General features: G+C 31.7%; 14 protein-coding genes. 1 reads left to right on the plus strand and 13 read right to left on the minus strand.

The window, feature by feature from the left end; translation table 11 throughout:
- Positions 1–26: 26 nt before the first annotated feature.
- A complete protein-coding gene (locus AC1Q5Z_RS20345) occupies positions 27–1,556 on the minus strand; it encodes a transglutaminase domain-containing protein (RefSeq protein WP_492446604.1) in 1,530 nt (509 codons plus the stop codon).
- A gap of 108 nt (positions 1,557–1,664) precedes the next feature.
- Here AC1Q5Z_RS20345 and AC1Q5Z_RS20350 point away from each other — a divergent pair, with 108 nt between their 5' ends.
- Positions 1,665–3,470, plus strand: coding sequence for an O-antigen ligase family protein (locus AC1Q5Z_RS20350; protein WP_492446605.1), 1,806 nt, complete (start codon positions 1,665–1,667; stop codon positions 3,468–3,470).
- Here AC1Q5Z_RS20350 and AC1Q5Z_RS20355 read toward each other — a convergent pair.
- The 12 genes from AC1Q5Z_RS20355 to gcvH form a co-directional block, all read right to left on the minus strand.
- On the minus strand, positions 3,414–3,677 hold the full coding sequence (locus AC1Q5Z_RS20355) for a hypothetical protein (RefSeq protein WP_278019555.1): 264 nt from the start codon (positions 3,675–3,677) through the stop codon (positions 3,414–3,416). The two genes, AC1Q5Z_RS20350 and AC1Q5Z_RS20355, sit on opposite strands and share 57 nt — an antisense overlap.
- Entirely contained in the window at positions 3,667–4,209 is a 543-nt protein-coding gene (locus AC1Q5Z_RS20360; RefSeq protein WP_492446607.1) for a DUF420 domain-containing protein, read from the minus strand. Before AC1Q5Z_RS20360 ends, AC1Q5Z_RS20355 begins: the two co-directional genes overlap by 11 nt.
- Positions 4,209–4,895 carry an SCO family protein gene (locus AC1Q5Z_RS20365; protein WP_286969324.1) on the minus strand — a complete coding sequence of 229 codons (687 nt, stop codon included), beginning with the start codon at positions 4,893–4,895 and terminating at the stop codon, positions 4,209–4,211. Before AC1Q5Z_RS20365 ends, AC1Q5Z_RS20360 begins: the two co-directional genes overlap by 1 nt.
- A gap of 13 nt (positions 4,896–4,908) precedes the next feature.
- The gene (locus tag AC1Q5Z_RS20370) at positions 4,909–5,550 is read right to left on the minus strand and encodes a hypothetical protein (RefSeq protein ID WP_198854476.1); all 642 of its coding nucleotides are present in this window, start codon (positions 5,548–5,550) and stop codon (positions 4,909–4,911) included.
- 79 nt (positions 5,551–5,629) lie between these two features.
- Positions 5,630–5,980 (minus strand): cytochrome C oxidase subunit IV family protein, encoded by a 351-nt coding sequence (locus AC1Q5Z_RS20375; RefSeq protein WP_198854477.1) that lies wholly within the window; start codon positions 5,978–5,980, stop codon positions 5,630–5,632.
- An 18-nt stretch (positions 5,981–5,998) separates the two neighbouring features.
- The gene (locus AC1Q5Z_RS20380) at positions 5,999–6,982 is read right to left on the minus strand and encodes a cytochrome c oxidase subunit 3 (protein WP_198854478.1); all 984 of its coding nucleotides are present in this window, start codon (positions 6,980–6,982) and stop codon (positions 5,999–6,001) included.
- Between the two features lie 42 nt (positions 6,983–7,024).
- Positions 7,025–7,612, minus strand: a complete 588-nt coding sequence (locus AC1Q5Z_RS20385; RefSeq protein WP_198854479.1) for a cytochrome c oxidase subunit 3 — start codon at positions 7,610–7,612, stop codon at positions 7,025–7,027.
- A 5-nt stretch (positions 7,613–7,617) separates the two neighbouring features.
- A complete protein-coding gene (gene cyoE, locus AC1Q5Z_RS20390; protein WP_198854480.1) occupies positions 7,618–8,520 on the minus strand; it encodes a heme o synthase in 903 nt (300 codons plus the stop codon).
- A 157-nt stretch (positions 8,521–8,677) separates the two neighbouring features.
- Positions 8,678–10,801 carry an energy transducer TonB gene (locus AC1Q5Z_RS20395; protein WP_492446610.1) on the minus strand — a complete coding sequence of 708 codons (2,124 nt, stop codon included), beginning with the start codon at positions 10,799–10,801 and terminating at the stop codon, positions 8,678–8,680.
- A gap of 19 nt (positions 10,802–10,820) precedes the next feature.
- Positions 10,821–11,564 (minus strand): deoxyribose-phosphate aldolase, encoded by a 744-nt coding sequence (gene deoC / locus AC1Q5Z_RS20400; RefSeq protein ID WP_343589620.1) that lies wholly within the window; start codon positions 11,562–11,564, stop codon positions 10,821–10,823.
- Between the two features lie 113 nt (positions 11,565–11,677).
- Positions 11,678–12,061 (minus strand): VanZ family protein, encoded by a 384-nt coding sequence (locus tag AC1Q5Z_RS20405; RefSeq protein WP_343589622.1) that lies wholly within the window; start codon positions 12,059–12,061, stop codon positions 11,678–11,680.
- Positions 12,054–12,434, minus strand: coding sequence for a glycine cleavage system protein GcvH (gene gcvH, locus AC1Q5Z_RS20410; RefSeq protein ID WP_091492358.1), 381 nt, complete (start codon positions 12,432–12,434; stop codon positions 12,054–12,056). The genes AC1Q5Z_RS20405 and gcvH overlap by 8 nt, the downstream gene beginning before the upstream one ends.
- Between the last annotated feature and the right edge of the window lie 81 nt (positions 12,435–12,515).

Consider the following 12,515-nt stretch of genomic DNA (forward strand, 5'->3'; position numbering starts at 1 on the left):
TAGTTTTTTTTTAGATAAGTCTATTTTTAGTACCATTCAATTTGCTTAGTGTCACTGTTAATTCTGAAAATGCGTTCATAGCCATTACTTTTGGAGCAAAGTGTCAAAAGAAGCGCGTTATCAGGAATTTTAGAAAACCTTATAAAATCTTTTTCTGCTTTGGCTTCTTCAAGTTTATTCCAACCATTATCCCATACATAAAGGGTGAACATTTCATTTTCAAACACTTCAAATGAATTAAAATCAAGTCCAGATTCCTTTTTAGTTTTGTCTCTCGATACATTGTATGAGAAGGTCTTGTTATAGTTAGGAATCAGAATTTGCTGTTTTAAGTTATCATCAAGGAGAACAGGATATCGGGCATAGTTCATTTTTTTTGATGCTGATTCATAAAAACTTGGCAAATAAACAATCTTGGAACCCAAGTTTTTAAATTCGACAATGCTGCCTTTTTTTTCACCCCAGTCGATTACCCTCCATTTTGCAAGGTTAAATACATTTAAATAAGCTATTGTATTCTTCGTTTCAGGATTAATTGGATAACTGATTTTGCCAGTAGCAACGTATTCTTCTGTTACATCTAGAGTGTTTTTTTCTCTTAAAAATCCATCAGGAATTAATAAAGTATCTCTTAAAGCAGCGAGGGAATTCTGCTGGATAGAAAAAGTTTTTCTATATACTTTTGCCAGCCGCTTTTCTGTTGCATTATAAGCATAAGGAAGTCCTTGAGGATTTCCAAAACAATTGCCGTTAAACGGAATATGCTTTCCGTTTTCATCGATAATGGTGTCCCAAAAATGTCTTTTTGACGAAGCTCCGTACTCTGGTGTAAAATCAAATGTAACCGCAAGCCCCATAGACCTGCAGGCGAGTAATGTTAGATTTGCTAAATCATTACAAGCCCCTTCTCTTCTAAAAAGCAATTGTTTTGGACTTAAATAAGGAATTGGATCAGGACGGTTGTTTAAAAATCTAAAGTTTTTTAATTCCAAGATTGTCTGAGTCGCAACATCAACAGGGTCATCTATATTTTTTGCATTCAAGTGTGCTTGAGCAACCAATTGCAAATATTCAGTTCTCCAGTCTTCCAGTGGTTCAGTTAAACTTCTGTACGGAAGAATGTATTCGCAAAAAGTTTCAAAATTGTAAGAATGTGACCAAGGATTGTTTTTCCAAGCTTCAAAAGCTAAATCAATGTTTTTGATAAGAAATTCAGGTGTAATGGCATGAATATCCTTAACTATATATATTTTAGGCTTTAACTTGATACTGTCTTGTAATTTCTGAAATGCAAGTGTTGCAAACTTTAAATCTGGAAAGTCTAATTCGTTAAAATCAATTTTTCTGTTTTGATTATCCAACCACTTATAATTCTCACTAAAATGAATCTCCAGATTATCTATTAGAAACTTAGCTGCTTCCTTTTTTTCAATTTCATATTGGTAATGTTTAGACACAACAGCTTCTAAACTTTTTTTTATCAAATCCTTATTCGAAATCGATTGAGAAAAAACAGGCAGATATAATAGTAATAAAGGCAAATAGTGAATTTTCATTTTAAAAGTAAGTTTTAATTTACAATTTTAATACAAAATTGTAAGAAAATAAATTTAAAAATGTTAAATTTACCAATTACACAAAATTTTACTTTTAATATCTATAAAATGAAAATTCAACAACTCTTCATTTTTTTAGCTCTTTTGCTTTTATCGTTGCTGGTAAGGTTAAATTTAGACAATCTTCTATTTCTGCACGGAAAATATATTTATTGGCTGTTTGTAATTGTTATGGGAAGTGCTTTTTTTCTATTCCAAAACCACAACATAGAATGGAAATTAAATCTATTTGACCTCTGTATAATTATCTTACTTTTAGGTGGATTATGGAACTTTATTAGTTTGTCTGATGTAAAGGTTTTTAATTTTAAAGTATGGTACTTTATTGGTTATCTGCTCCTCTATATCATTTTAAGACGATCGCTTTATACAAAAGAAAAGATTTTAGAAATTTCAAAAAAAATATATTGTTTACTGTTTCTCCTTGCCTTACTTAATTCAGTAATAGCTATTTTGCAAAAAAACAATTTGTTGTCTTCTTCAAATGAATATTTTCAAGTCACTGGATTGTTTTTTTCACCCAATCATTTAGCCTTATTTCTTGTTATTGGCATTTTAAGTTTAATTGTGTTTTCTAAAGAAAATAAATCTCATATTAACAAAGTTCTATTTTTTATCTGTCTTATTATTCTAAGTTATGGATTGTATTTGACAGAATGCAGAGGAGCATATGTCGCATTAATTGTGGGAATGGTTTTTAACCTGAATACCTTAAATCAAGAAATTAAAGAATTCTCCTTTTTTAAGAAACTACTATTTGTTTCTATAATTTTAAGTTGCTTTTTTACTTTGATTTGGAATACGAGTGCACCTAAATCCGAATCTATTTCCGGAAGATTGTTTATTATCAAACATTCTTTATCACAGCTTAAATATCAACTTTTAACTGGCTTTGGTTTTGATTCGTTTTCATTGCAATATAATTTGGCAAAAGCAGATTATTTTAGCATTGAAAGATCTTGGGACGAAATTCGAAATGCTGCTTATCTATACAATGCAAATAATGATTTTCTAGAATTAGTCTTTGAGATGGGAATAATATGGACCGCTGTCTTTTATGTTTTTATTATAATGTTGTTCGTTAAAGCAAACAACAGTAAAACAACAAAATCATGCCGTTCTATGCTTCTATGTATCATCATCTTTACATTTACAAATACAATTATACCTATCCCATTATTTATAGTTATAGGATGCGTTTTGTCAGTGTTTGTGATTAATCAAATAGAAATGAAACCAATTCTGATTTTTACACAAAATAGCTTCTTTACTGGTATAGCAATTATTTTCCTTGTCATATTTTCCACTATAATTACTTTAAGATTAAATGCAGAATACAACCTTAAAAGAATCTATAATGGAGAAGAAATTGCTGAATTAAAAAAAATAGAAAATTATGTTTCAAAAATAGATGCAAATGGCGAGCAATTTTTTATGGCAGGTATAATTCTTCTAAAAAATAACAACTACAAAGAAGGCATTAACTACTTGAAAAATGGCTTTGAAAAATCTGGCAAACCAAGTTTAGGACAAAACTTAGCAAGACTTTTTGAAAGGATGGATATGTACTTTGAAGCCGAGAAAATTTATATTTATAATAAAAATGTTGAGCCTTATAGATTTGATGCCAGAATGGATTTATTTAATTTGTATCTAAAAACAAATCAGAAAGAAAAGGCAATTAAAATAGCTAAAGAAATACTTTGTTTACCAGTGAAAATTCCTTCAGAAAGAATTAAATTATTTAAAGAAAAGGCTAAAATGTACTTAGAAAATGAGCAAAAAAAGCAGTGTAATTTACACTGCTTTTTTCTTTTTAGAATACATTCGATAAATCAAATATCCAATTATTAATACGAGTAAATAAGGAATAACCATTAAGTAAACAATTCCATCATTTACTGCTTCAGCCTTTTTTATATTAGAATCTCCTCCCAAAGCTGCGCGACACATCGCACATTGCGCATTGGCAGAAACTCCAATAAGGAAAAAACAAATTCCAAAAAACAAAACTTGGAACTTGGATTTTACGATTTGAAAATTATTTTTTTTAGTAAACATAATATGGTGAAATCATTAAGTAAACCACTACTCCTGTTACCGCGACATACAGCCAAAGCGGAAAAGTGATTTTAGCTATTTTTCTATGTCTGTCAAAACGCTGCGAAAGCGCTCTTACATACGTTATTAAAACAAGCGGAATAATAGCAATCGACAATAAAATATGTGTTACAAGAATAAAGAAATAGATATAACGTATAGCACCTTCTCCACCAAATTTAGTAGAATCCGAAGTCATGTGATACGCCACATACATTACCAAAAATGCAACAGACAGAGCAATAGCCAAAGTCATTAATCGCTCATGAAGTTTCTGGTTTCCTTTTTTTATAGCCAAAACAGCAGCAACCAAAACTACAGCTGTAAAACCATTAATTGTAGCATAAATTGGAGGCAACATTGACAATGGCTCAACATTGTAACCAAAATCCTTAAGCTTAACTCCAAACAAAATTGCTACTACAACCGGAATTACAATTGAAACTGCAATAATAAACTTGTTATATTTTTTCTCTAAATTATTATCTTCCATTATTCTGCTAATAAAATTTTAATATCCTCTTGAATATCACGTACACCTTTTTTATCTAAACCATCGTAATAAATATTCGGATTTCCGAACTCGTCTTTTCTGCAACGAATATTTCCGTCTTTATCAATCAAAGCAAACAAACCTGAGTGCTCAAATCCTCCACTCACTTTATCATTTTCTCCTGCATAAAGATTAAAACCTTTATTTGACAAATCCATAATTACATTTCTATCTCCAGTCAAGAAATTCCAGTTTGAAGATTTCACTCCAAGTAACTTAGCATGATCTTTTAAAACTTGCGGAGTATCATGTTTTGGATCGATTGTAATAGAAACAATTCCAAAATTAGGATTGCCAAAAAAAGTCTTTTCAATCTCCAACATGCTCATGTTCATCTTTGGACAGATCGAAGGACAAGTTGTAAAGAAAAATTCCAAAACATACACTTTTCCTTTATACGTTTCATTTGAGATTTTGACATTGTCCTGATTTGTCAATTCAAATTTTGGAGCCGGACCAATTGTCAAAAGCTTAGTGTCTTTTGAAGTTTTTGCCCCAACATTATCCAAACGATTTCCTTTTACAACATCACCGTTTTTAACTCGATCAACAATTTTAGGAATAGCATAAATCCCAAAAATCAGAATGATAAAAGAGATTCCGATATATGATTTGTTTTTAAACATATAAAAATGATTTTTAAAGTTGCTTTGTAGCGTTATGATTCTTTTTTAATGCTGCGCGATATTCGTATAAAATGATCTTGAAATCATCCAGCATTTCATTACTCAACTCAGATGGATGAAAAGTATCATATCCTTCTTTATATTCTTTTGGATCTTTTCTTCCTCTTAGATTACGCTCTTTATCGATGATGTAAACATTAGAAGTCCCAAGATCTCCATTTAATTTTTCTTTTAAATGCAAACCGTTGTAAAATTTCTGAATATCCTCTTTTGAAGCAAATACAAAATTCCAATTTTTAACATCGGTAAAAGGAGATAATGCATCAACAATTTTTTGCGCTTCTTTCTCTGTTCCTATTGGGCAAAGAACAACAAACTGAAGATCTTCGAAACCATTGTAACGTTTGTAGATCTTCTCATTCAAATTAAAATAGTTACCTCTATTTTCTAGAATGTTTGTACCAGCAAAACCTAGCACCGTAATCTTTTTATCAAGGGAGATTTTTTTTCCGTTTAATGAATTCCAATCCCCAAAATCGGCTACTTTGGGAGTTATTACCGGAAGTGTTGTAAAACTATTTACACCAGAAGCAAAAAACAAATACGCTACAATTGGCAATACAAAAAGTACAAAGAGAACTATATTTTTTTTCATTGTATTAACGGAGAATTATTGAGGTACAAAAATAAAAAAAGCTCCGTTAATCGGAGCTTCTTTTCGAATTAATATCATGTTAAAAATTCCATTTAATAGTAGAATCTTTAAAAACCCCATAAATATAATGTCCTTCTGTTAACAGAATGAACAATAAATATAAAACTAGGAAGATAACAGGAGAAACTACAGACCATCTAAGGCTGCTTTTTTCACCTTCCATGTGCATAAATGCCCATACAATATAATATGCTTTGAAAACTGTAAGGATATAGAAAATCCAGTTTAACAGATTTAAACCAACAAAATGAGTAAATTCTAATGCTCCAGGTTTGTAGATACCTAAGATAACTTCAACTGTAGTAACTACTGAAAGTAATCCGAAAACAAACCAGATTCTTTTTGTATTTGATACGTGCTCGTGTGACATAATAATTAAATTCTAAAATTAAACTAGGTAGAAAACTGTAAATACAAATACCCAAACTAAATCTACGAAGTGCCAGTATAATCCAACTTTTTCTACCATTTCGTAGCTTCTTCTTTTCTCGTAAGTACCTAACAATACATTAAAGAAAATAATGATATTGATAATAACTCCAGAGAATACGTGGAATCCGTGGAAACCTGTAATGAAGAAGAAGAAATCAGCAAATAATTTATTACCGTACTCGTTTCTGATCAAGTTAGCACCTTCTACTACATATTTAGCAGTAGCTAAATGTTTTTCAGACTCTTCTCTTGATAAGATTGTTTTCTGTTTTTTATCTGTAAGTTTTTCTGTTCTAATTAAAATTTCAGGGTGAGCTTTAAAACCAGCCTGAACTTCAGCAACTGTATAAGTAGGAAGAGATTCAGCATCTTCCATAAACCAAGTTGAATGGCTTCTAGTTAGAGCTTCTCTTTGTTCTGGCAATTTAACAGCAAAATCAGCTAAAGCTACTCTTTTACCATCTTTGTCCACAAACTGAAGTAAGCTACCTCCAACTGTTTCAACTGCTCCGTATTCACCTTTAATAAAGTTTTTCCATTCCCAAGCTTGAGAACCAACGAAAATTAAACCTCCAATAATAGTTAAAAACATGTAGATTGCAACTTTTGTCTTTTTCAATTGGTGTCCTGCGTCAACAGCTAGCACCATTGTTACAGAAGAAAAGATCAAAATAAAAGTCATTAATGCTACATAATACATTGGGGCCGCAACACCATGCATAAATGGGAAGTGAGTGAACACTTCATCAGCCAAAGGCCAAGTTTCAATAAATTTAAATCTAGAAAAACCATAAGCTCCTAGAAATCCAGAGAATGTTAAGGCATCTGATACGATAAAAAACCACATCATCATTTTACCATAACTTGCTCCTAAAGGCTCATTGTGACCGCCTCCCCAAGTTTTTTCGTCGTTGTTTGCAGTAGTAACTGTCGCTCCCATAAAAGATATTCGTTAAAAAGTTCCCAAATTTACGTTTTTTTCTTATTTAAAGAAATATAAAAATAAAAATAAATATACCCATAATAAATCCAAAAAGTGCCAATACATCGCACCTAGTTCTATACCAAGAGTTTGAGTCGAATTGTATTTTTGTTTAAAATGATTATAAATTATAATTAAAAGTGAAATTAATCCGCCAGCTAAGTGTAACAAGTGTGTAACTGTTACAACATAAAGAAAAGTTGTAGTAATTGAACTACCTTCTCCCGTAAAGTAATACCCTTCAGAAACGATTTGTCCAAATCCTTTGAATTGTAATACCACAAATAAAACTCCTAAAGCCAAAGTTCCAAGAAGCAATCCTGTAACTGCGTTTCTATTGTCTTTCTGAATAGCTTTTTTTGCTAAATAAAAAGTAACGCTGCAAGCAATAATTACCGCAGTGCTCCAATAGAATGCCGAAGGAAGTTCAAAATTCTTCAACCAATCTGCTCTTGATTTGCTTACCACAAATGCACTTGTTAAACCAGCAAACATCATGGTCATACTAACCATTGCAAAAAGCAGAATCAGTTTTGCTGATTTTGACTTTCTTACTTGTTCTTCATTTGTTTTCAATGTCATTTCCATAACAACTATCTTAAAAATTTATCTACTATAAATACAATTTGTAAAAGCGAAATATATGAAACGCTTACAAGCATTAATGTTCTCGCTGCTTTTGCGGTTCTTAACTTATACAAACGAACTGCATAAAAAAGCATCCAAATCCCTAATAGAAACACTAAAACTGCTGCAATTGGAGAAATAAATAATTGCCCTGTAAAACCTAATACAGGTAATAACGATGCTATGATAAGCCAAATTGTGTACAATATGATTTGCAACGCAGTTCCTTTGTCTTTTTTACCTGTTGGAAGCATAAAAATTCCTGCTTTCTCATAATCTTCATACAAAAACCACCCAATAGACCAGAAATGAGGAAACTGCCAAAAGAATTGAATTAAAAATAAAGTTCCTGCTTCGATACCAAATTCGCCTGTTGCTGCTACCCACCCCAACATAAACGGAATTGCACCAGGAAATGCTCCAACAAAAACAGACAACGAAGTTACTGTTTTTAATGGTGTATAAACACTTGTATAAAGAAATATAGAAATTGCAGCAAACATTGCTGACTTTGCGTTTATCGTATATAAAAGTGCAATACCAATAATAGTAAGCAAACTTGCCACTAACAAAGCTACTGTTGGAGACATACGCCCAGAAGGAACTGGACGGTTTTTGGTACGATCCATTAAAGAATCGATATCTTTTTCGATTACTTGATTAAAAGCATTTGACGCTCCTACCATGCAGTAACCTCCAACCGCCAAAACAGCCAAAACACTCCATTTAAAAGGATGCTCTGAATCTACTCCTAATAAATATCCAGCAATAGAAGAAAACAACACACTAATAGCTAAACCAGCTTTAGTAATCTCTTTAAAATCTAGAAATATTGATTTGAGTGATAATGTATTTTTTGCAGCGTTCAATACCGTTGTATTTTGTGTATTTTTTTTGAGTGGTGCAAATGTACAAATTAGATTGTAGAATTTAAGCCTATAAAAATAGATTTTTTTCAATAAAACCTATACAAATTAAGATCTCAGCATTCTTTAACACTATTATTTCGAAAAATCTTATTAAAAACTAGTAATCAAAATACCAGTTGAAAATATCCGAACGTAATCCGATACTAAACCAAGTAGTACTTTGCTTAAAAGTTGTTGCTGTTTCTTGTGTCGGATCAAAATTTCTATAGATTAAACTTCCAAATAACTTCAAGTTTGTCATCGAGTTAATTAAATATCCTCCTTGAATATCAGCAATAAAAACATTGGTCTTGTTTCCTTGTCCAATTTTCACACCTGTGTCATATGGACGGTTTACATCGTAACTTTTATAAATATTACCTCCATAATTATAAGAGTCTTCTGTAGTATCAAAATCCAAACCTCTTGTTCCAACTGTTAATTTTGCATCAGCAAGCCAACGACCTTTATGGTATCTTGCAATTGCTACAAGCTCTTTAAAATTTCCTCCCCATTGGTGCCCCACACTCTGATTGTTATGCCCATAATTTGTAATAACAGCACTATGCGAGTAAACATAAGGACGTACGTTATTCAACTCAACCTGCAATAACAAATCTTTTACGTTAAATGCATTGAAATATTTTGCTCCAAGCTGAAATCCGAATTTATTTTTCCAGCTTTGATTTCCTGCGCCAACATCAGAAACAGAAAATTCATCGATCAAGAATTGTGAATAAAGATTTATGCTATTATTCCATTTGTATTTACCTGTTATTCCTAAAAGCGCATTTCCACTTTTTGATGAAGAACCAAACTCAACTGCTCTATAAAAAATAATAGGGTTAATAAAATTAGCATCAAAACCTCTATTATTGGTGTTAGTCCAAACTACAGATTCAAAAAAACCTAAATTTACTCTATTTGAAACATTCCAGCTCAAATAATGATTTGCCATAAATTTTGTTGCATATGTTCCTCCCTCTGTTACTTCTGGACGAACGTCTTTCATCCACATATATGTATTGGTATACTTAATTTTCCAAAATTTGGTATTAATCTTAAAATACGGATATGGGCTTGCTCCGTCACTTTCCAATAAAGAACGATAACCGTCTCCTATAAAATTTCGCCCATAACCTAATTGGAAATCAAAAATTTTACCTGGCGCAAAAGTAATATTCGCTTCCGCTAAAGGAAAATCGTAAGCATCTGTTTTAAACCTTTTCGCAATTCCAATTCCTGGAATTATCGCCGGATTTCCTCCAGAAGGTTTTATGGATTCTGCGTAATCATTAAAATAACCCGCAAATCTTCCTTGGCTTTCAAAAAATGTAGTCGTAAAGTTAATTTGCTTTCCCAAACCTCCTCTAAAGTTTAGCGCTCTAGTATTTACATAAGTGTAAGATGCATCAAGATCTGAAGCTTTACCCATTTGCAAGTCTACAATCGGATTTAAAGTAAACCAATAATCTTCTCCCTGAATCTGCACTAAATTTTCATTCCACCATTTTCTTCCCAGCCAAGTTGAAGTTTTTTTCTGCAGTGACTCATTAACTGCTCTTAAATTATAGTACTTTGAAACCTCAGCATATGTGTAAGGTTTAGATGCGGTATGATTATTACTTCCTACTTGATTCATTTCCGCATCAAATTGTGAATAATAACTATGAGAAAATGGAATATTTAAATGACTATCAAACTCCGGATTACGGTACTTTTTATACACAATACTATCCAATTCTGTCATTGGTTTTTCTACCTGTTTTTCAATTTCTGCTGCTGCCAAAGCTTCTGCCTCAAGCTGCGCTGAACTTTTTAGAGGAATATCAATAGAAATAGTGTATTTAGAATAAGTTGGTTTTCCGTTATAAGTTGATGGCTTAATTTTTGGAAATGCTCCAAATACTCTTTTTGCCTCTTCTGACAATTCTTCTGTTTCGGCAGAAACATAAATCACTTTAAATTCTCCTTCTGCATTTACTTCAAAAAGTAATTTCACTGTTCCTTTATAATTATTTTCTTTTAATTTTTGAGGAACCTGAAAATTGTTGAATACAAAATCTTGAACCTCTTTATAGAAACAATTTTCTAATTTTTTAGCTTCTAAATTTTCGCAATTAGGAAAAACTGGAAATTTCTCTGCAGAGAAACCAGGCTGAACTGAAGAATTACTATTTTGCTGAGCAGAAACAATAAAGAACGTAGAAATTAAAACAAGGGACAAAAAAAACTTATTCACTTAAAATTTGGGTATTTATTTAATATTGATTTGGGGAAATTTCTCCGTTTGCAATTGCTTTTGCGGCCGAAGTGCCAATACGTTTTACTCCTAAACGAATCATTTCTGCGGCTTCTTCAAATGAACGAACTCCGCCTGCTGCTTTTACTGAAAGTGGCGAGGCATTTTCGAGCATCATTATTATTGCTGGAACGGTTGCTCCATTTGGCAAATTATTATCCGTTTTATAAAAACCTGTTGAGGATTTCACAAAAACAGCATCAAAATCATCTTCTTTAAAATTTGATACTACAACATGTTTTATTAAGGCAGATAACTGAATAATTTCTTTATCTGTTAGGGCGGCAATTTCGATAATCCATTTTACTGTTTTATCATTTGCCAATCCGATCTGTGTTCCAATTAAGACTTCTTTTTTTACCAGATCAAGATCACCGTTCTTAAACGCTTCATAGTTACAAACAAAATCTAAATCGTCTGTACCATTTTCAATGGCCTCATTTGCTTCCTTAATTTTGGTCTCCAGATTTGATTTTCCTTCTGGAAAATCAATCACTGTACCAACTAACAAAACAGAATTGGCTTCTATGATCATTTTTTTTGCCAGAGAAACATATTCTGGTCGAATCATAATCAACTTAAAACCTTCTTGAATTGCTTCTTCAATTGCATTTTTAACTACAATAGTATTTTCCGCTTCCGAAAGACCAGCTTGCGATGCAGTTTTTAAATACGTTGAGTCTAAATATTGCTTTACGTTCATTTTGATTGAAGTTGCAGAAAACCAGCACAAAAGTACATTTTAAATTGAAAAAAACAGCTTTTTAAGTGCTTGATTTTCTTGTAATAAAAAACCCACCGAGGTGGGTTCTTAATTTATATTTTATCGATTTGCCTTTTAAATCCGATTGCAGAAAAAACCGCGGCAAGGGCACCAAGCGCATTTGCCAAAACATCTGTAACATCTGCAGCTCTTGTTGCGGTAAGAGCACCTTGTAGAATTTCGATTGTAATTCCAAAAAAAACAGAAAATATAAACGAAATCAAATAAGCTTTATAATCGTCTGCATCTTTTCCTTTTAATTCTTTTTTGAAAAACAAAATCCATGAAATTGTAAAACCAAAATGAAAACAGAAATGTACAATTTTATCAATGCTTGGAAAATTAATTGCTGGTATATTACTAGAATCTGTCAGACAAAAATAAGTAATGATTCCAGAACAAATAATTGCCCAAATTAACAAGAGTTGTTTAGGCACCGATTAAATCTTTATAAGCTTGATCAGACAATAAAGTATCAATTTCTGAAGCATCAGCAATTTTTATTTTAATCATCCATCCAGCTCCATAAGGATCTGAATTTACAGTTTCAGGAGCACTTTCTAAATCTTCATTAAAAGCAATGATTTCACCTGTTAATGGTAAGAATAAATCAGAAACTGTTTTTACAGCCTCAACAGTTCCAAAAACTTCATCTTTTGAAAGTGTCTGATCTAAAGTTTCTACCTCAACATACACGATATCTCCTAACTCTTTTTGTGCAAAATGAGTAATTCCTACAGTTGCAACATCTCCTTCGATGCTAACCCATTCGTGATCTTTTGTGTACTTTAAATTTGCTGGTATGCTCATAATAGTTGTGTTTGAAAATTGATAATTTAAAATTTAAGCCACAAATGTAATAATCTTCTAATGAAATCTAGTTTAGAAACT

The organism is Flavobacterium sp. GW823-FHT06G12 (genome assembly GCF_058794775.1).

Coding starts and splice junctions, on each gene's coding strand:
- AC1Q5Z_RS20345 (WP_492446604.1), bottom strand. CDS start 1,556: ATGAAAATTCACTATTTGCCTTTATTACTATTATATCTGCCTGTTTTT.
- AC1Q5Z_RS20350 (WP_492446605.1), top strand. CDS start 1,665: ATGAAAATTCAACAACTCTTCATTTTTTTAGCTCTTTTGCTTTTATCG.
- AC1Q5Z_RS20355 (WP_278019555.1), bottom strand. CDS start 3,677: ATGTTTACTAAAAAAAATAATTTTCAAATCGTAAAATCCAAGTTCCAA.
- AC1Q5Z_RS20360 (WP_492446607.1), bottom strand. CDS start 4,209: ATGGAAGATAATAATTTAGAGAAAAAATATAACAAGTTTATTATTGCA.
- AC1Q5Z_RS20365 (WP_286969324.1), bottom strand. CDS start 4,895: ATGTTTAAAAACAAATCATATATCGGAATCTCTTTTATCATTCTGATT.
- AC1Q5Z_RS20370 (WP_198854476.1), bottom strand. CDS start 5,550: ATGAAAAAAAATATAGTTCTCTTTGTACTTTTTGTATTGCCAATTGTA.
- AC1Q5Z_RS20375 (WP_198854477.1), bottom strand. CDS start 5,980: ATGTCACACGAGCACGTATCAAATACAAAAAGAATCTGGTTTGTTTTC.
- AC1Q5Z_RS20380 (WP_198854478.1), bottom strand. CDS start 6,982: ATGGGAGCGACAGTTACTACTGCAAACAACGACGAAAAAACTTGGGGA.
- AC1Q5Z_RS20385 (WP_198854479.1), bottom strand. CDS start 7,612: ATGGAAATGACATTGAAAACAAATGAAGAACAAGTAAGAAAGTCAAAA.
- deoC (WP_343589620.1), bottom strand. CDS start 11,564: ATGAACGTAAAGCAATATTTAGACTCAACGTATTTAAAAACTGCATCG.
- gcvH (WP_091492358.1), bottom strand. CDS start 12,434: ATGAGCATACCAGCAAATTTAAAGTACACAAAAGATCACGAATGGGTT.